This is a genomic window from Bacillus sp. M13(2017), from assembly GCF_002218325.1.
In the GTDB taxonomy this organism is placed as follows: domain Bacteria; phylum Bacillota; class Bacilli; order Bacillales; family Bacillaceae_G; genus Bacillus_A; species Bacillus_A thuringiensis_K.
In genome coordinates, this window is sequence record NZ_KZ268510.1 from 1 (window position 1) to 19,957 (window position 19,957).

The window sequence follows — 19,957 nt, forward strand, 5'->3', positions numbered from 1 at the left end:
GTAAATAGTTTTTTTGTCATTTTCAACATTCTCCGATCCCAATTTTCCTTTTATTATACAAGAAATACCCTATAGAATAGACTTTTTTCAAGTGTCTATTCTATAGGGTACATTTTATTTTGTACAGCTACCTTTTTCATATGGTGAATTTTTAATAGATATTCTATCAGACATAAGTTACATTCTTCATATTTTAGCTTCTTTGAATTAAATAGTACTTAATCAGCTTGTCTTATTACTTCACTTAACGTAACGAGATTCAGCTTATAGCAACTACAACACGCTTTATTATTAATAATACTACTCTTCTTATTTTAACTTTAATTCCATTGCATTGATTTTTTAATAATAAATATACAACTTAGTAATGTTAATAGATATACAATAAGAATAATATACAACTGTTTTGGTTCAATGCTCTCCATATAAAGACTCATAATTGGATATGACCAAGGAAATAGTATCCAATAGTTTGTATGAGAGATAAAAAAACTACCCAGTCCACCTATAACTCCTACTAATAATGAAAGTAGAGGGATTTTATAGAATATTATATTTATTAAAAAATGTAAATTCACTATAATTAGAGAGCTAATTACCATAAAAAGTATAGAAAAACTTAAACTTTGATAAACAGTCCCGAGACTATCAACCGTTAATACTATAGGTATACTAGTTATGACTAAAGCACATATTAAATAACAAAAAGTAATTATTAAACAAAACAAAAACTTATTACTTAATATAGTTTTTAAAGTAACTCCATGATAACTAGCAGACATATATCCTTTTCTTCTGAATTCGTTTACAAAAGAAAATGACACTAATAGACCTATTGCAATTGGTAAAAATAATCTACAAAAAAGACTTAGAATCGCTATATGCATGTCAACGCCATCTTTTACTTGAGACAATACAGTTAAAAAAACTTGAAAACTTATTGGTATCAACAAAAATACTAGTAACAGGATATACAACCCATTATGAAGACTTTTTTTATATTCACCTAAAATACCCACTTATTTCACCCTTTATTATTCATATGTATAATATTTAAAACTCACACTTAATAACATAATTCCTAAAATATATATTGAAGAACTTGCAAGATATATTAAAATAGTTGGTTTTTTAATCATTACGTCACTTACTATATTCAATGCATAAAATATTGGAAATGTCTTTGTGAATATTGTAGGGAATAATCCATATGTTACGCTAAAGAAAATCCAAATAACTGACAAGGATGCTGCTAGAATTCCCTTTTTTATAATTAAATGAAAAAGCAATTGAGAATATGGTATTGCTAAAGATAAAATGGTACAAAGTAACAACATTTTTAAAAAATACAATATGGGTATTTCATATCCATTTATAAAAATATAGATACCTACAACTGTAAAATTTAAAATATTAAAGATCAAATAGAGCAGTATAAACAATAGATTTTTAGCTACCAATAACTTGAATTTTGAAATTGGCTTTGTATAAATAATAGCCCAAGTACCATATTTATTTTCAGAAGAAATAATAAAATACCACATACAAGCAGAAAAAATGCTTAACGTTAGTGTATTAAAGTTAACTGTAATTGCTATAAGATTTGTAGATTGAAACATGTCAGGGTTATTCTTGTTAAAAATAAAATAACTTATACACAAAAAGCTTGATAATAATGAAAAAAACAAAGAAAATAATAATAATTTTCTCCCACCAATTTTCCTCATCTCACTATTCACACTTTTAAAGATAAATTGCATTATTATAGTAGCTCCTTTTGTTTAGTTAAAGATAAAAATACTTCCTCTAACGTTGGCTTTTTAGGGCTAACTTCAAAAATATCTATATCATTCCTAATTAATATTCTAGTTAAACTAGGAACACTGCTTTGATCTATTATTAGCTTGAATACCCCTTCTTTTTCTATGCTATAAGATATACCCTCTGCATTCAAAATTCTTTCTGTGACAGTTGTATCATTAACATGAATAATATATTCTCCAGAGGTAATAATACTGTTTAAATTCCCTTCATAGAGTAAGCTGCCCTTATGTAGTAACGCTATGTGATCTGCTATCATTTCAATTTCAGCTAAATTATGACTAGAGATAAATATAGTCTTCCCCTCATTTTTTACTAAATGAAGTAACAAGCGTCTAATCTCATGTACTCCCTCTGGGTCTAATCCATTTGTCGGCTCGTCCAAAATTAGTATTTTAGGATTATTAAGAATAGCAAAGGAAATACCTAGCCTTTGTTTCATTCCTAAAGAAAAATCTTTCACTTTTTTATCCTTTGCTTTATATATTCCTGTAGTTTTTAATACTCTATCTATTTCTTCTAAAGGTTTATTAATCATATTTTGTACATAGGCTAAATTTTCATAAGCTGTTAAATTAGGATAATAGGTAGGTGAGTCAATAAAACAACCCACATTTTCAAATAATTTTTCTTTCCATTCTTTGATATCTTTGTTATTAAATAATATCGTTCCTTTATCTAATGGAATTAATCCTAATAACATTCGCATTGTTGTTGTTTTCCCTGCACCATTTGGTCCAATAAAAGCATATAAACTTCCTTCAGGAACAGATAAGCTTAAATCTCTGACAATGGATTGATTGTCAAAAGATTTTGTTAAATCTTTAGTTTGAATTGCTAATTTCATTTTGTTCCTCACTTCCTCACTTCCTCATTCCAAAATAAAAGTAAGTATCTAATAAGTCCTCGACTTATTAGATACTCTATTTATCCTTTACCTAATGTTTGCAACTTGGATTTCGAAAATATTTCTCGTTGTTTTAATTTTTTATCAGTAAGCTCATAAACTCTATCTACACGTTCTAAAATACTTTCGTCATGAGTGATAATAATCTTAGTGGACGATAAGGCAAATATATTTTCAATAACAGTATTTGCTGTTTCTCTATCTAAATGGTTAGTTGGTTCATCTAAAATAAGAATCGGATATTCTTTCATGAACAGGCGTAACATTGCTAACCTTTGTCTTTGGCCACCGGAGAAATTTGTTCCTCCCTCAGATATAAAAATATCAGTTACACTTTGAAATTGAATATAATTACTTAAATTCAATTTATCTATAGCATTCTGGGTTTTTAAAGGGTCATAATTTATATCAAAGTAAGATAAATTTTCAAATAGACTTCCTCTAAAAAGAACTCCATCCTGGGTCATTAGTCCTACCTTTTTTCTTAGTTCCTCACTGTTCCAATCTTTAATATCTCTATCGTCTATTAATATATTACCCTTATCGGGAGTATGTAATTTTAATAATAAGTTAGCCAAAGTGGATTTACCGCTGCCACTTTCTCCAACAATAGCAATACTTTCGTTATTTTTAATGTTTAAACTTAAGTTTTCTATTATTTTTTTATCATCAAAACTAAACGAAATATTATTGAATTGAATTGAGCCTCTAAGAATGTCTACTTCGGTATCCGATCCATTTTTTTCTAACACCTCTTCCAAGATATCTAAAGTTCTTAATAAAAGAGGTTTAACTGAATTCCAATTTAAAATTGATCCTATAATCGTTGAAACCGGAGAAAATATAATACTAGATATGGCAATAAAGAAGAAAATATTACTTAAATCCCCTTCTCCCTTACTAAAATTATAAAATCCTACAGCAAGCATTATGATAATAAATATTGTTGATAGGGAGCTATTAAATGATTCTAAAGCATTTTGTTTTAGCACTCTTTTATGTACCGTATCTAGATATTTATTATAATCTTTTTTCCATACAGATTTAATTCTAGAAAAAATCCCCGTGGCCTTTACATAATACATCGCTTTTAATGATTCATTAATTTTCCCTCTATGTTCTCCTAGGTAATACGTTTCGACTAAATTAGCATTATATATAAATTTCCCTAAGGAAATATTGATGAATAGGGAACTAGCAATAAAAAACATCAATATTAAAGTATAAAAAGTCTCAGTATATAATAGATACATCAATAATGGAATGATAACTACTATTGATATAATCATTTCAATTAGATCTTCTAAAATATATCCTCGTATTGACTCTAGACTCATGATTCTTACATTTAAATCCCCTGCGTGACGTGTAGTAATCTTTTCTATGGGGATATTAAACATATGCTCAAAAACTTTTGTTGTACTTTTTCTATCAATTTCTTTTTGAAATTTTACTTTTATAATTGAAGTTATAGATTTTATCCCTATAACGACTATTAAACTCCCCAAAATAATTAAAAGGTATTTTACATCAACTTCCTTTGAAGCATTCAAAATATCCATAAACTTTTTCAAAATAAAAGGGAAAGCAAAAATTGAGATTTGTGCTAATAATACTAATAGTGCTAGTAAAAGAATCTGACTTGGGGATACAAAATGATCAATATATCTAAGTAGTATATGTTTTTCACGCTTTTTAATATTTGGCTGTATATCTTCTTTGTTTTCTATTACTAAAATATAGTTACAAAACATCTCTTCAAAACTTCTTATATCGATTACCATTGGCCCTGCCTTAGGATCTACAATATAAAATTTATTTTCTTTAACCCTTTCAATAATTACAAAATGATTAAAGCCCCAAAATGCTATCATCGGCTTTTGTATCCTTTGTAAATCAGTTATATTTTCTATCCTATATGCAGTTGCAGAGAGTCCATACGATTCACTAACTTTTTTTATGTCCAACAAACTCCATGACGATTTTTTATTAATAATTTTACTGTTTCTAATTTCCGAAGCTTGTACTGCTAAACCGTAATAATGCATAATCATTGCTAGACAACTAGGTCCACAATCAAAAGATGTCATTTGCGGTATAAACTTAATTTTCTTTCTTAACATATTTATCACCTATTCTAGGCATTAAAGTATAAAATGCTATTTAGTTTATTATTCTCTAACCTTTGTAAAAAATACAAAATACTTCCTAAACCTGTAAATAATGAAATTTTATGAGGATTAAAATCTTCTATATCAAAATTATTCAAAAAGTTATTTGTTACTTTCATAACAATTTGTTTTTCATTTCGCTCTAGCATACCTCTATTTTCTAACTCCAATAAAAAGTCTAATTTCCCCATTAAACCATGACATAAACAATAATCACTGTTTTCATGTAATATACTTAAGATTTGATTTTTAAAAAAGATTAAATCCGATTGTATATCTTCATTTTGATATGATTCTAAAATTTTAATTCTTGATATTCCCATTCCACTAAACCCTTTACACCAGCTATCAGTATACTCATATTTACTCGTACTCATTTTCTCACTTTTATGTATACCATGTATTACTCTATCGTACTTATTGGTTTTTAATATGTCTTTTAACTTATAAAATGCGAGAAGTTGACCTGATAATCCATGAACAAATCCCTTTAATGAATCTTCTAAATTTAGAGTATCGTGAGCTTTCCAATATACAAATTCATTATCTGTTTGCATATTATTGACAATGTAGTCACCGAGATTTTCAGCCACTTCAAGCATTATTTTATACTTAGGATTAACTTGATAAAACTTAACTGCAGTTAAAACTAGACCGGCTGAACCACCTAATATATCAAAATATTTATCGTTATATCCACCTTTTTCGATATCGGAGTTGATACTCATAAATATTTGCAATATCACCTTTTCATTGAGAGAGGTTATATGCGGTAAATTTGTTAAATAGTAAGAAACAATAGCATTAACACCATTTACAAAACCATAATTATTTTTATTTTTGGTTAGAATTTCTAACAAGGCTTTTTGTTCGAGTTTATTTATAAATTCAATGTAATTAGGATCAGCATTATTTCTCAATAATGAACTTATTCCCAATAATCCATCATATATTCCATTATTCAAATGGTTTATCTCGAGCTCCCCTTGCCAATTTGTTTTTAGTCCAATAAAATCTACATCACCGCCTTTTGATATATAACTACCATCCAGAATTTTCCCTGTAATTGCTTCCTTTATTTTATTTGTAGATAATTTAGTCTGAAAATTAATTGTTTCCTTTACTGAATTCAGCTTATATAGATTATCATTTTGATTGGAAAGGGATATTTCTATAATTTTTCTTTGTAATAAAAAGTCAGCATATGAAATTTTTTGGAATTTCATTTCTAAATCTATTTCATTACTTGATAAACTCTCGCAAGCCCCCCATTCATACTTATTAAAGAAATATGGAACATCATAGGATAATAGTGCCTCTATCTCTTTTTGAATAATATCTTTCCTCGTAGCCAAGTATGTGTTTTTTTCGAGAATATTTCGTAAATATTTTATAGTCTTTAATTTATTCTCTAATAAATCCGGAACATTTAGTCTATCTAATAAAAGAGTATAGACTTTTGTATTTCGATATACTTTTCGATAATTCCATTTAGAAATACTGTTTTTTAAAATATACATATATTCCTCTTTATTTTTTAAAACTGAATTATATGCATCTTCGAAACCTTTAATAATATCATTTATATAATTATCATACTCGTATATATCATTGTTAAAAAAAGGTAAATTCTGAACTGTATCTTCTATTATTGTCTCTTCTCTTATTTCAATTGGATTGGATGTAAATTCATTTTTTATTTTAATTGTTTTTACCAAAGTCTTCATTACTCTCCCAATTGCACTGTAATCCCTTATTACCTCTCTACCTCCACTAAACCTTATAGGTAGCATTCTAGAATTTAATACTGAATTAGATAATATAAAACTACTGTTTTCTTCAGCGATACTTGGATTTAATGTACTTCCTAATGTCTCAAAATCAATTATGACTGGTGAGGATCCTTGAGCTATAATATTTTCATTATGTATGTCACTTCCATTAATCAGATATATTACAGAAAGCACGACGCCTAAATTATAATAATAATCTTTAATTTGCTCATTAGATTCACATGATTCATGATTAATAAATTCCATATATCCATAATTTTTTTTATTAACTACTTGTGGAATAAAGATATCTGTATTTAAATCTTTATTCAGTTGATTAATTAAACTGTGATATAAAATAGAATTTTTCAAATCAACTGGTTTTAAAATTATCTTATGATTAAATTTATCTTCTAAAAGGATTGTTCGCTTTCCATTATTATGATAGTCACCTAGGTTAGTAACTTTTTCCAGATGCATAATATTAAAACCCGACATTTTATGAATTTCTTTTTGATCTTTTTTAAGAGCTCCTTGTAACCACATCAAATAATTTATTTCATTTTCAATTATTGTAAAAATTTTTTCATTTAGTAAAGGTAACATTTTAAAGAAATTCACATGAAATTTTTTAAAATGAAAGAAATTCCTCGTAAAATACTTATATTCTTCATTGATATCCATTCCTATTAAAGCTTTTTCTACTCTAAGTTTATTTATGTATACAATTAAGGATGGTCTTAATACTTGATATAATCTTTTTTCTAAATCCAACATTATCGATTCAGAAATCCTCTCAACATTACCAAAAAAATCAATTTTATTTATTATCATATTTTTAAAGAATGCTACATATGTTTGTATTATTTTTTGAAAGTTATAGTTTTCATCATTCTTAATAACATCGTTACATGAAAAATCCTCTAAAAAGATAATAAAATTTTTTTCTAGGTCGTCTTTTGTTACTAAAGAGGACACATTATCTATTGTATTTAAAATTCCACGTGAATTATTTTTCATAATAACCTCTTCTTTTTATAGGTAGGAGAAATAGTTAGAAATTCATTATCATTAAAGAGAGTAAGGCCTTTTGCCTTACTCTCTTTAACTATTAGTAGCATCTTTTACAAGTCCAGATTCCATTAATTGGTACGCATATTTGAGGTGTCACTCTTGGACAATCTTTAGTTAAAGTTTCAATATAACCAGGTCCTATACCACCAACTAATTGTTCAAGCTCTTCATCTTCTACAACTTGTAAATATTTTTCATTCTCCATTCCAATACCTACCTTCTTATTTTTTGAAAATGTTGTTATAAATTCAATAATCTACCACAACATTGTCTGAAAATAATATACCATTAAATGTTAATTAAAAAAAGATATATTTACAAAAAATAAAATAATAGGATATTTAACTATATTGATATAATAAAAATAAACGTGCTTATTATAGCGTTAAAATTTAAACACTATTTTCTTAACTGATATTTTTTTATTTTATAAATTTGTTATAATCGATGCTGATTATTAATTTAAATAATTCTTCTAATACCTAAATAACGATTAAGAATTGTAATTACACTTATGAAAAAAATTAGATTTATAGAAGATAACTATCAAGAATATTTTACCATAAAATGAGATAATCAACTCTTTTTCTTTAATTGTATATGAACTCGCCAATAAATTTCAATTATGAAATAACTTTAATATATTTAATTTCTCTTACAAAATCCACCCTGCCTAAAAGGCTTTGTCAGAATCTAATATCAAGCTTGAATTGCAAAAATCGTGTCAAAAATAAAAAGATGAAATTGTAAGTATGTTCACTTCTCAATTCCATCTCTTTTAAAAATTGTATATCATCAATTCTCTTGTTCCTCGCTATTCTACCAAATTAATAGCAACACATTATGTAGATATAGGTTTATACTATTCTACATTTAAATACATGTAATATTGCCTATACTTTGTTATTTTCATGTGAAACTAATTCACTATATATCTCTTTCTCTATATTTTTCAAGAGAATTTCCAACCTATTTTTTGTAGCTAGATTAAAATGTGGATTTAATTCTTTTATTATAAATTCAAGTATCTCAAAGCTTATGTAATCTCCTAATTCAAGTGAATATTGATCACCCAAGAAAGTTTTTAATTTTTTAGAGATCTCCACTTTATCTTTTTTGGTAATATTTACCCCATCCGATAACAAACCTCTCTTAGATTAGTCTTAAATACTAATTCAAAAAGTTTTTATAACATAATAAAAATATTTTGGAATTAATATAAATCATATAATGAAATTTTTACAAATAAATAAAAAATATACATCATAATCATTAAACAATATATTAAGCATCATAAACATATATTGGCTCGTCATAAAGGCGTAAACATTTTGACCAATTTCCACATAACGTTTCCCATTCACCAGCAGGATATACTTCCGTACGCAATATATGAAGTGGTATACGTAAATTCAATAACCGACCACTAAGCGTCGTACGAGTAACTCCCGCTGGCATTAAAAACTTTGCTTCAATTACCTTTTTCAGTTCCATCAACGAGTATTCTGGATAACTCATCAATATTTCATTTGAATGAGGCCAGACCTCAGTATCATTTGAATGACGGCGTACCGTATACTCATGTTGATATAAGCTGACAATACGATGCCATATCTCTAAATGATTAAATAAATCGCTATTTAAATCCCTTGCATATAAAAAATGTACTTGTTTATTTGCTTCTGTAATTTTTGCAAGCAAACGTTTATTAGCAATAATCTTACCTGACCAAATTATTGTAGGTTCTTTCTTTAAATTATTTACCCATTCCCCCATTGGTAATAAATGATTCCAAGCACGAATTTTTATTTTTTCATCAGGTACTACCTGTACAGCAACGCGTTTACAACCTAATGCCATCATAGCCTTCATACGATGGGCACCATCAAGTAACAGATAATTACCATCACTAAGCTCAGAGACTAAGGGAGGATTCCGTAAAACACCTTCACTTTCCATTACACGACAAATTTGTTCCAATCGTTTGTGTTCATATGATTCATGAAAGCGAATTTGCTTGGGATGTAAGAGATCTAAGGCCGAAATAATTTCACTCATAAAAACAGCTCCTCAAATAATTACATAAATTCTAAGCTTATCAAATAACTAATTTTCTATAATGATTAGTTGTGTTTACTGATATTTAGCAGCTATTAGACAATTATTTCAAACTGCGCTTTAATAATTTTACTAGTCTTCTAATAAAACACCAATTTCCTTTTCCCTAGCCCTTTGATAGTAATAAGCAGCAATGGCTACATCAAAAATGGCCATCCCCATTGGATTAAATAATATTGCTTTGTCATAAGGGAAGTTTTGCAGTGCTCCTCGAATTACAACGTCAGCAATTGATACTGTATCTTCTTTTTGTAAACCTCTTTCAAGGTGCATCCTTTCAACATCAGTTTTTTCACGACAGACTTCTTCCCAATTATCAACAACTAGGGATTTTGTATATTCTAAGATATCAGGCTTAAAATCACGAAGAGAAACATTGAGTAGTAGCGCTCCATCTTTAGGTTTCTTATCAATATAACCTTCTGCAGAAACAGTACAAGTAATAAAAATATCAGCATCATTATAGGCTTCTTCATAAGCATTAACCTTTTGAGTTTTAGAATAAATTTCCTCAGGAATTAATTCGTCTTTAATTCCATTGATATCATATAGGTAAACACTTTCGATTTTATCGCCTAATAGGGCAGTTACCATCTTTAAATGCATCTGACCAATAGGTCCAAATCCAATAATTCCAACTTTAACATTATTTAAATCTCTTAACTTGGCAAACTCTCGAATCATTAACCCTGTAACAGAAGCTGTTCGTATAACACTGACCATTGCTGTATTAAGCGTCGCAAATGGTTTTCCAGTCATAGCATCATTTAATATAGTAACTGAATGAGCACGTTGAATACCTTTCTCAATATTCTTCGGAAAACTAGCTATCCATTTGATTCCTGAAACCTTAAATTCTCCTCCAATATAAGCTGGCATAGCAATAATTCTATTAGCCGGATCATCGAAACGTAAGTATGGCTTAATTGGCTGAGAAAAATCTTCTGAATCAAGACTTTTTACTGCCTTTGAAATGACATTTATTGTTTCTTCCCAATTAACACCCATTTCATTGATATGTTTAGTATTTAAATACATCATAATTGCTTCCTCATTTCTATATCATTTTTATAAAGAAACTAATTGGTCTTCTACTGATTTTTGTGTATTAAGCCATTCTACCCATTCTACGTTGTAAATAGTTGATGTGTAAGCTTGTCCATTATCAGGACACAAGAAAACAACATTAGGTGTATTTTGAACATCCTTATTTTCAAAATACTTTTGGATTGCATAATATGAAGTCCCTGATGATCCACCAGCAAATATTGCATGTTTATTAAATAGCTCATAACAACCTGCAACAGTATGAACTTCCGGTACAATAATTACATCATCAATCAAAGCTTTTTTAACCATACCAGGTATCATACTGGCACCAATTCCTGGTATATATCGTTTACGAGGCTTATCACCAAAGATAATGGATCCTTGACTATCTACCGCAATAATTTTAATATTAGGGAATTTTTCTTTTAATCGTGTAGATACCCCAGCGATCGTCCCTCCAGTACTCACTCCAATGAAGGCATAATCTAACTGTTTAAAATCATTAGATATTTCTCCACCAATTCCTTGATAATGAGCTTCAAAGTTATCGGCATTATTATATTGATTTGTCCAGTATGCATTAGGAATTGTATTTAAAAGTTCTTTCACCTTATTTAAACGCGTTAATAAATAGCCACCTGTTTCATCTCGTTCATCCACTTTAGCTACTTGATAGGAAGTTGCTCTCAAAAAATTCTCATAACTATCATTAATATTTGGATCAATAACTGGTATGAATTTTAGACCAATATACCTACAAAGAGTAGCAAGAGCAACCGCAAAGTTACCAGATGAAGATTCGATAATCGTAGAATTTTCAGTCACTTCACCGCGACTTATTGCTGATTTTAAAATATGGTAAGCAGCACGTACTTTAACACTATTCATTAAATTGTAATATTCTAGTTTTGCATACAGATTAATCTTTTCATGCTCTAATTTAATCATAGGTGTGTTGCCGATTACCCTTTCTAAACTCTCTAATTTCTTGAGCATAATTTGCTTCCTTTCTTGATTAAAATCTAAAAAATTAATTAAACATTTGCAAATCCAAATATAAATCACTTTTAAATAACTTATATTCAGGTTTACTTTAAATGTCCTTTCGAATGTAGCTCAAATAGAACTTATAGCTGAAAGACAATAAATGCTAGATTCTTTAGTATCGGTAAGCTAAGCACCATTCAAGTACTGCCATAGCACTATTTAGCTTGTTTTCGGCTTGGGTAAATACAATACTTTTCGGTCCATCAATAACTGTTGCTGCTACTTCTTCCCCCCGGTGTGCTGGGAGGTCATGCATGAAAGTAGCTTCCGGATATAAAGTCAAAATTCTCTCTGTCACTGCAAATGGATTAAATGCATCTTTCCATAAAGGATCTATTTTGCTTGTCCCTGTTGTTTGCCACCTTGTTGTATATACAACATCCACTTCACTAGGTAACATTTTTATATCATGACATTCAATAACTTTAGCACCAGATAATCGTGCATATTCTTTTGATTTTTCAAGCACACTTGGAGACACTCCATAACCAGCAGGTGTAAAAAGATATAACTCCGTACCTGGAAAACGAGATAAAGAAAGAGCTAGAGCTGCAGCACTGTTATTACCTTCTCCCATATATAAAACCCGTAATCCAGCTATTTCACCAAATTTTTGTTTCATTGTTGTTAAGTCTGTTAGCGCTTGTGTTGGATGTTCTTCCGTACTCATTGCATTAATGACTGCCATACGACTTTGAGATGCCAGCTTTTCCATTTCCTTTTGACTATCTGCAGTTCTTGCTACTAGTGCATCCAGCATTCGCGAAAGTACTTGAGTAGTGTCTTCTATAGACTCCCCTGTATTTTCTTGCAAATCATTTGGACCATACGTTACAATTTGTGCACCCATCTTTAATGCTGCAACAGAAAATGCCGATCGAGTTCTAGTCGATGTTTTACGGAAGTAAATCCCAATTATATTTCCCGCTAATATTTGATTAGGTTGCGATTTACCTGTGGCAAACTCTACCCCACGAGTTACAATTTGGTTAATATCACTATCAGTAAGATCCTCAAGAGTAATTAAATGTTTTCGAATAGCCATTATTATATTACCTCCCTTTTGAATAATTGCATGTAACAAAAATGTATTTACATATGTATGTAAATACAAACTACTAAACAGCTAAGGTAAAAATAATAGATTGCAAATATAATTCATGTGGATCCATTATCACACTTTTCTATATTTGTTTTTAAACTAATGTATAGCAGTTGATAAATAGCCTATATGAACTCGAATACTATTTTTACTCAGAAATACTTACACATAATTCTATTGTTAGTCTATAATCCTATTTTTTATGATATAGCTCTGCTGAATATATTACACACTACAACGCTAAAAATATACTTAAAATACTGAATTTTCAGCTTTCTCAATTCTTTTATCAATTTTCTGTCAATTTATACTATAATTTTCTTTTTTACACATTCTATACATAAAAATATTTTCTATAAAGATTTCATGCTTTCTATTTTTTTAACATCTTTATTACTATAATTGGAGATTTTCCTCATCTTTAAAATAATGCAACCAAGAATAAAAGCAAAAAATGAAAATATCCCAAAGGTAATATTTATAGTATTTAATGATAAGCTCCAACTAATTAGAAAGGAAACTAGAGCTCCTCCCAAACTTGCCGATGCAATAAATAAACTAGTCACTTCATCAATATTATTTTCCATAATACGGGAAGCTAAAATAAGTGTTATCGGAAAAATGCCAGTTATGACTAAACCAATAATGAAGATTACAGATAAATACATACCTGTACTACGAACAAAGGGGAATAGAAATAAGAGAATTACTAATATGAAGCAACTAGATGAAATATATATCCAATAATTAAACTTATGAACAAGCTTACCTATAAAAATCCTTCCGATAACTATTGCTAGCCAGAAACAAGATATACTTATTGAACTAATTAATTCATTATTAGTAAGAATCATAATTGTAGATAAAAAATTTGCAAGATTGGTTTCTATACCTGCATATAAGAATGCAAAAAGTGATATAAATAATATAATTTTTACTTTTCCATTTTTAAAGCTAACAGTTAATGGGGATAGTGATACTTCCTTTTCATTCTTTCGTGGAGAAAGATTATTAAATTTAGCACTCCCAAACAAGTACCAAACTAATAGTGTGAAAATAAGAAATAGCAAGATTCCATATAAAATGAAATACCATGTATAAAATTTTATAAAATAATTGACTAATACAGGAAACCCCAGTGCTCCAATCCCAAACCATACTTCAAGAATGCTGAATTTAGCAGCACTATTCTTTTCTGCTGAAATAACAAAGGAACCCATAGTAGTTTCTAACAAACCCGCTCCATAACCCAATCCAAATGCAATTACTGCTAAATATGCCCATTCTTTAACAAATATAAAACCTCCTAAAACTACTAACATTGCTAATATCCCAAATGTTAGAGTTTTAAAATAATAATACTTTTTTACTAAAACAGGCGAACTAAGAACACCAAATAAAAATCCAGTAAATTGAAAAAAAATTAATATCCCTAGTTGATCAGGTGTTCTTTCATAATATTGTAGTAACGAAGGAATTAAACTGCCCATACAAACATGTATTACTCCTACAATAAAATAGAACAAGCACCCAAAATAAAATATTAACCGCACCTTTTATCAGCTCCAATTCAAAAGAAAAAGGGATTTATGTTACAAATTATAAATCCCTTTTTTTACAATAAAACTAAATAGTTGTTACAGATAATTTTTTGTTACGTTTGTTTTTATTGAAGAATAAATCTAATATAATTTGTGAACGTAATCCATCTTCAAATGTTGCAAGTGATTTTTTAGAACCACCTGCTGCATTAACCCAGCTTATAACTTCCTTTCTAAAAGAATCCGCCCATTCAAAAATCTCGTTTTCCGGATCAACTAATAACGGTAAAGGCAAAAAGATTTCTTGTTTTTCCAACCCATCAAAAGTTATATATTTATTAGGTTCTCTAGAAGAATACTTGTATTCTTTCTTAGTACCTATTACCTCAATACTAAAGCCACAATCTTCAGGGAATGAACTTTTAGACGTTGTAATATTAACAAATACTTTATTGGTCAATTGACCATAAACCTCTGCATAATCATCTACAAATACTTTTTGTTTTTCTTTAACATTTGTTTTAATTTCAGTTCGAACAGTATCCTCTCTAAAATCACTTTCAAATAAAAACCAAAGTAAATCTATTAAATGAATGCCTAAATCCCCCAATGCCCCACTAGTTTTATTACTTTGAATGTCATCCCGCCAAGTAAACAGAGTTCTTTGAAAAGCGCTATTCTTTTTAAAATGTAGCCTTATAACTACTGCCTCTCCTAATTCTCCATTTTGAATTAAGCTCTTCAAAGCCTTAATATAGGACAAGTAACGATAGTTAACCCCCATTGCAGCAACTACAATAGTATCCTTTGCTATTTTCATCATATATTTTGCTTCTTCACAAGAAATTACCATCGGTTTTTCAACTAAAACATGTTTGTTTTTTAATAACGCTTGAACAGCTTGAGGCTTATGACAAAAATTAGGGGAAGATATTATTATCCCATCAACAACTTCAAGTAACTCTTCATAACTATTAAAAACTTCCCCATCATAATCTTTTACTAACTCTCGAGCATTCTCGTAATTAACATCATATACTCCAACTAATTTACAATTATCAATTGTTGATAATGCCCTAGAATGAGCTTTTGCAATACTATCTGCACCTATAATTCCAATATTCATTATATGAACATCCCTTTAATTAATAATGTGCTTTAGAGTATTTAAAATTCCAATTGAGTATTCACCTTGAGCTAGCATTGCGTGTGTATGTTTAGCCTCTTCCGTTGCATTTTCTACTAAGTAACCATGTCTTACAGCTTGTAACATCCTTAAATCATTTCCACTATCTCCAAAAGCAATTGCATTTGCTTTATCTAATTTGTACTTATCTAACATAAATTTCACAATTTCATCTTTACCTGTTCCAAGTGGAATAAAATCTACATCATAGCAATTTTCTGGATCACCAGCTAATGGATTACATTTGTTAATATTTACCCCCACTTTGTATAACTTCCCGATTTCTTCTATCTGTTCTAACTTTTTTGAATCAATAGCTTCATTTTGCTCTTCATAATAAAAATTAAATTTGTACTTAGAACTTCCTAATTGTGTCTGAGGTCTTAAAAAAATTTCATATTTTGTTTCAAGTGATTCGATAATTCTTTTAATTTTCGCAGAATCAAAACCTCCCTCTACTATTCTCTCTTCCCAAACTTGATCATCCATAGTAGTCCCATTACTATCAAAGTACGTTATTTCCGTACCTAATCCACTCGCCACAAAATGAGGGAAATATTTAATACCACCTTTTTTCATTTTCTCAACAATTGATTCTAAACTACTTCCAGTTACCCAACCAATGACCAAATCTCCTTTACTTGCGTGTTCATACAAGTATTTTTCTAATAATTCCAAATTTCTTCTTCTAGAATTATCCATATTATGAGGATAATAAGTTTCATCAAAATCACAGAACACTATATATTTAGGATTTTTAACCTGTGGTAACCTTTCAAAAACTAAAGACTTTAAAACTTCATTACTTATTGACATTAATTAATCCCTCCAAAACAAAATTTTGTTCCTCTAACAACAAGTTTGGATGTAAAGGTAAATGTAATATTTCCTTATGAACTTGCTCTGTGTTTAATAAAGTATCCTGTATATAATTTTTCTTTACCAGCTTAGTATTATGTTTATGAGATAATACTGGATAATAAATATCTGTTTCAATGTTATACAACTGGTACAATTTATTTTTCACCTCATCTCTTCTTCCATTTATAATTCTAATCGGAAAAAGATGCCAAATATTATCTTCTGTCATCCTAGGTAGCTTTATTAATTCTCTATCCTCTAATTCTTTTAAATTGCGTATATATCGTTGAGCCAAAAATACTCTCTTTAAATTTTTATACGATAGGAACTTAATTCTCTCTAAATCAATAGCTGCTTGAAGGTTATCAATTTTAGAATTAAAGCCAAAATCTAATACTTTTTTATTTTTTTATCAACTTCAAATCCATGATAACTATATTGATTACAACGAATTGCAAGATTTTCATTATTAGTAGCTATTGCACCCGCCTTACCACATACACCAAAGTTTTTATATGGATTAAAACTCAGAATAATAATATCTACATATTCTCCAAGGTTTGAGGAACCAATAGCCTGACATGCATCTTCAATAATTCTCAACTGATAAACATCTGCAATTTCACGAATTCTTTTCATATCACATTGTTTACCATACAAATGAACAGATAAAATGCATTTTGTTTTTTGGGTTATTGCTTCTTCTATTTTAAGTGGATCAATACAATAACTCTTGTGATCAATATCTATAAATACAGGTTTTGCTCCAATTGCTAACACTGCATTTTCAGTAGCAGCAAAACTATTAGCTGGCATAATCACTTCATCGCCTGGCTGAATACCAATAGATAACAAAGACACCATAAGTGCGTCTGTTCCACTACTTGTTGCAATTACAAACTTCTTGTTTAAATAGTCCCCAATTACTTCTTCTAATTTTTTAGAAAATGGTCCACTTGTGAATTGACCTGTCGGTAAAACCTCTTTTAAAGTTCCTATTATTCCGTCAATTTCACTTTGAGAAATCAGCCGATTAACTGGCATAAATTCTATTTTCTGTATATTTTTTCTGCTATAATTGAAAATATCTTTTTCTATATCAATATCTATTTTCAATTTATTTTCTCTAAATAATTTCTCTTTCATTTTTTGATTCGGTAATACATTACTAATTTCAAATTCTTTCTCTTTCGTTTCTCCCTGCAGGCACTTTAATAAAGCTAAATTGTCTTTGCTATGGCCAGAAATTGTAGTAAGAGTTTTCACGTTAAATCACCTCTAAGAAATTATTTTGAAAATCATGAGTAGACTATATTTTATGTTATCGATTACATGTCAACATTTTTTTGGGAGGGATTCTTTATGGTAACAATTAATGAAATAGCTAAATTATGCAATGTTTCAAATGCTACAGTTTCAAGAGTTTTAAATAATCATCCTTATGTAAATCCAGAAAAACGCGAGAAAATAATACAAATAATGAAAGAATTAAACTATACTCCTAGTTCTATCGCTAGAAATCTTAGGGTGAATAAGACACAAACCATCGCTCTATCGATTCCAAATATAGATCATCCTTTTTTCGGAAAATTAGCTAGAGAAATTTCTAAAGAACTTCTAAAACACAATTACAAATTACTGATTCATCAGACTTTTTATGAAAAAAAAATAGAGCTTGAATTACTTTCATTACTAAAGAATAAAGCGGTAGATGGTGTAATTCTCGCATCCTTAGAAAATGATTGGGAAAATATAGAGCATTATTTAGCATATGGCCCAATATTACTTTGTAATGAATATGAGGAAAATGCACCTATTCCGATAATTTGCTATGATGAATTTGAAGCCGGATACAAAGCTGTAAAACATTTAATAAGTAAAGGACACAAAAAGATTGGCTTTTGTTTTGATTCCCTTAATAGTCAAGCACAATTAAAACGCAAACAAGGATATCTGCATGCATTAAAAGAACAACAATTATCATACAAAAAAAGTTGGTTATTTGGAGATGCAATTACTATTAAAGATGGAATTCGAATCTTTGAGAGGTTAGATAAATTAAAAAATAGACCCACTGCGCTCTTTACTGGAAATGATCAAGTTGCTGCTGGAGTAATTAAAGGTGCTTCTTTAAAAGGATATACTATCCCTACTGACCTTGCCGTTTGCGGTTATGATAATCAATTAATTTGCACAGTTACAACTCCAACAATTAGTACAATTGATATTCCAATCGTTGAGCTAAGTAAACGAACTATTAGTGAGATACTACTATATATAAATGAAGAGGAATCTATTAAGCTTAAAATTATCGAATATCCAGCAACCTTAATTATTCGTGAATCCACATAAACAAATAAAAATCGTCATTTTAAAATTGAAATGACGATTTTCTATAATATCCCAAAATTCCTACAAACATTTTATATAATTTTCTGATTTTATTTTCTAAAAAGTTCATTTAACTATGGGAACATGAGCCATTTTAAACTAAGTAGAAGTCATTATTTTCGATAAAATAATAACATAAATCAACAAAATCAATTTCAATTATTGATTCTGGAAAACTATCTAAAGAAGCACAACAAGAAAGCTTATAATCTTTACCAATAGTAAACTTTTTATAGTAAACCTCATTAGATAGCATGTCACCATAAAATATTGTATTTTTATTAATAACAAAAGAGTTTAAAGGTATAGTTAGTCCTTTCCCTATCCATTTAACAAAGCTTTCTTTTATAGTCCATAATTCATAAAACACATCTAATTGTCGTTCTACATTTAATGAATTTAAATAATTAAATTCTTCCTCAGTAAATATATTTTTAATCATTGTAGTATCTAAGGGGCGTACTTTTTCTACATCTATTCCTACTTCTTCCTCATGAATAACTCCAACAACCCAACTTTCGGAATGTGATATGTTAAAATGAAAATTATTTAACTCATCAACATAAGGCTTTCCGTATTCATTGTATTTATATTTAATATCTTTATTTTCTTTTGAGAAATTTGTAGTAATTAAATATCTTATTAAAATATCTCCAATTAAGGCGCTATATTGATCGGGCTTTCTTTTATATTTCTGTATTTTCATCTGCTTTTCTTTCGAGACCAGACGTATAAGCTTCTTCATAATATCATGTTCTATATTTCCTGGCACACGTACCTTATATATATTCATTATATCCTTCCCACCTAATCCCTTATATAGATACAAAAAAACTCACAATAAATAATTCCCATTCATTTTCTAACCTCTTTATGTCTATTATTGAAGGGGCTCAAAGAAAAAAGTCTCATAATA

General features: G+C 28.9%; 16 protein-coding genes and 1 pseudogene. 1 reads left to right on the forward strand and 16 read right to left on the reverse strand.

Annotation, left to right across the window (positions count from 1 at the left end; genetic code table 11):
• Window positions 1-320 precede the first annotated feature (320 nt).
• The 15 genes and pseudogenes from CGQ22_RS21530 to CGQ22_RS31575 all read right to left on the reverse strand — a co-directional run bounded on the left by CGQ22_RS21530 (window position 321) and on the right by CGQ22_RS31575 (window position 17,916).
• Complete coding sequence (locus tag CGQ22_RS21530) at window positions 321-1,019, reverse strand: ABC-2 family transporter permease (RefSeq protein ID WP_089149288.1); 699 nt, start codon at window positions 1,017-1,019, stop codon at window positions 321-323.
• Between the two features lie 15 nt (window positions 1,020-1,034).
• A complete protein-coding gene (locus tag CGQ22_RS21535) occupies window positions 1,035-1,760 on the reverse strand; it encodes an ABC transporter permease (RefSeq protein WP_001159644.1) in 726 nt (241 codons plus the stop codon).
• Between the two features lie 2 nt (window positions 1,761-1,762).
• The gene (locus CGQ22_RS21540; protein WP_089149289.1) at window positions 1,763-2,668 is read right to left on the reverse strand and encodes an ABC transporter ATP-binding protein; all 906 of its coding nucleotides are present in this window, start codon (window positions 2,666-2,668) and stop codon (window positions 1,763-1,765) included.
• An 80-nt stretch (window positions 2,669-2,748) separates the two neighbouring features.
• Window positions 2,749-4,851 carry a peptidase domain-containing ABC transporter gene (locus CGQ22_RS21545; protein WP_000944708.1) on the reverse strand — a complete coding sequence of 701 codons (2,103 nt, stop codon included), beginning with the start codon at window positions 4,849-4,851 and terminating at the stop codon, window positions 2,749-2,751.
• A 14-nt stretch (window positions 4,852-4,865) separates the two neighbouring features.
• The gene (lanM, locus tag CGQ22_RS21550) at window positions 4,866-7,691 is read right to left on the reverse strand and encodes a type 2 lanthipeptide synthetase LanM (protein WP_089149290.1); all 2,826 of its coding nucleotides are present in this window, start codon (window positions 7,689-7,691) and stop codon (window positions 4,866-4,868) included.
• A gap of 91 nt (window positions 7,692-7,782) precedes the next feature.
• A complete protein-coding gene (locus CGQ22_RS21555; RefSeq protein WP_000426726.1) occupies window positions 7,783-7,950 on the reverse strand; it encodes a type A2 lanthipeptide in 168 nt (55 codons plus the stop codon).
• Window positions 7,951-8,638: 688 nt separating this feature from the next.
• Window positions 8,639-8,890: a DUF2164 family protein gene (locus CGQ22_RS21560; RefSeq protein ID WP_000947505.1), complete on the reverse strand. Its 252-nt coding sequence runs from the start codon at window positions 8,888-8,890 to the stop codon at window positions 8,639-8,641.
• Between the two features lie 139 nt (window positions 8,891-9,029).
• Window positions 9,030-9,803, reverse strand: coding sequence for a ParB N-terminal domain-containing protein (locus CGQ22_RS21565; RefSeq protein ID WP_001289608.1), 774 nt, complete (start codon window positions 9,801-9,803; stop codon window positions 9,030-9,032).
• A 132-nt stretch (window positions 9,804-9,935) separates the two neighbouring features.
• Entirely contained in the window at window positions 9,936-10,904 is a 969-nt protein-coding gene (sbnB, locus tag CGQ22_RS21570) for a 2,3-diaminopropionate biosynthesis protein SbnB (protein ID WP_016078386.1), read from the reverse strand.
• A 27-nt stretch (window positions 10,905-10,931) separates the two neighbouring features.
• A complete protein-coding gene (gene sbnA / locus CGQ22_RS21575) occupies window positions 10,932-11,909 on the reverse strand; it encodes a 2,3-diaminopropionate biosynthesis protein SbnA (protein ID WP_089149291.1) in 978 nt (325 codons plus the stop codon).
• Between the two features lie 163 nt (window positions 11,910-12,072).
• Complete coding sequence (locus tag CGQ22_RS21580; protein ID WP_001007708.1) at window positions 12,073-13,005, reverse strand: ornithine carbamoyltransferase; 933 nt, start codon at window positions 13,003-13,005, stop codon at window positions 12,073-12,075.
• Window positions 13,006-13,415: 410 nt separating this feature from the next.
• The gene (locus CGQ22_RS21585; RefSeq protein ID WP_089149292.1) at window positions 13,416-14,615 is read right to left on the reverse strand and encodes an MFS transporter; all 1,200 of its coding nucleotides are present in this window, start codon (window positions 14,613-14,615) and stop codon (window positions 13,416-13,418) included.
• Between the two features lie 73 nt (window positions 14,616-14,688).
• The gene (locus CGQ22_RS21590) at window positions 14,689-15,729 is read right to left on the reverse strand and encodes a Gfo/Idh/MocA family protein (protein ID WP_089149293.1); all 1,041 of its coding nucleotides are present in this window, start codon (window positions 15,727-15,729) and stop codon (window positions 14,689-14,691) included.
• 15 nt (window positions 15,730-15,744) lie between these two features.
• A complete protein-coding gene (locus CGQ22_RS21595) occupies window positions 15,745-16,605 on the reverse strand; it encodes an HAD-IIB family hydrolase (RefSeq protein ID WP_089149294.1) in 861 nt (286 codons plus the stop codon).
• A pseudogene (locus tag CGQ22_RS31575) lies at window positions 16,592-17,916 on the reverse strand (DegT/DnrJ/EryC1/StrS aminotransferase family protein). The gene CGQ22_RS21595 and the pseudogene CGQ22_RS31575 overlap by 14 nt, the downstream one beginning before the upstream one ends.
• A gap of 96 nt (window positions 17,917-18,012) precedes the next feature.
• Between CGQ22_RS31575 and CGQ22_RS21610 the strand changes: the two are divergent.
• Entirely contained in the window at window positions 18,013-19,002 is a 990-nt protein-coding gene (locus CGQ22_RS21610) for a LacI family DNA-binding transcriptional regulator (RefSeq protein ID WP_089149296.1), read from the forward strand.
• A gap of 133 nt (window positions 19,003-19,135) precedes the next feature.
• On the opposite strand, the gene CGQ22_RS21615 is transcribed toward CGQ22_RS21610, so the two are convergent.
• On the reverse strand, window positions 19,136-19,834 hold the full coding sequence (locus CGQ22_RS21615; protein ID WP_089149297.1) for a 4'-phosphopantetheinyl transferase family protein: 699 nt from the start codon (window positions 19,832-19,834) through the stop codon (window positions 19,136-19,138).
• Between the last annotated feature and the right edge of the window lie 123 nt (window positions 19,835-19,957).

Bases quoted from the DNA above. Each gene is read 5' to 3' on its own strand.
- CGQ22_RS21535 (WP_001159644.1), bottom strand. From the start codon at position 1,760: ATGCAATTTATCTTTAAAAGTGTGAATAGTGAGATGAGGAAAATTGGT.
- CGQ22_RS21540 (WP_089149289.1), bottom strand. From the start codon at position 2,668: ATGAAATTAGCAATTCAAACTAAAGATTTAACAAAATCTTTTGACAAT.
- CGQ22_RS21545 (WP_000944708.1), bottom strand. From the start codon at position 4,851: ATGTTAAGAAAGAAAATTAAGTTTATACCGCAAATGACATCTTTTGAT.
- lanM (WP_089149290.1), bottom strand. From the start codon at position 7,691: ATGAAAAATAATTCACGTGGAATTTTAAATACAATAGATAATGTGTCC.
- CGQ22_RS21555 (WP_000426726.1), bottom strand. From the start codon at position 7,950: ATGGAGAATGAAAAATATTTACAAGTTGTAGAAGATGAAGAGCTTGAA.
- CGQ22_RS21565 (WP_001289608.1), bottom strand. From the start codon at position 9,803: ATGAGTGAAATTATTTCGGCCTTAGATCTCTTACATCCCAAGCAAATT.
- sbnB (WP_016078386.1), bottom strand. From the start codon at position 10,904: ATGATGTATTTAAATACTAAACATATCAATGAAATGGGTGTTAATTGG.
- sbnA (WP_089149291.1), bottom strand. From the start codon at position 11,909: ATGCTCAAGAAATTAGAGAGTTTAGAAAGGGTAATCGGCAACACACCT.
- CGQ22_RS21580 (WP_001007708.1), bottom strand. From the start codon at position 13,005: ATGGCTATTCGAAAACATTTAATTACTCTTGAGGATCTTACTGATAGT.
- CGQ22_RS21590 (WP_089149293.1), bottom strand. From the start codon at position 15,729: ATGAATATTGGAATTATAGGTGCAGATAGTATTGCAAAAGCTCATTCT.
- CGQ22_RS21595 (WP_089149294.1), bottom strand. From the start codon at position 16,605: ATGTCAATAAGTAATGAAGTTTTAAAGTCTTTAGTTTTTGAAAGGTTA.
- CGQ22_RS21610 (WP_089149296.1), top strand. From the start codon at position 18,013: ATGGTAACAATTAATGAAATAGCTAAATTATGCAATGTTTCAAATGCT.
- CGQ22_RS21615 (WP_089149297.1), bottom strand. From the start codon at position 19,834: ATGAATATATATAAGGTACGTGTGCCAGGAAATATAGAACATGATATT.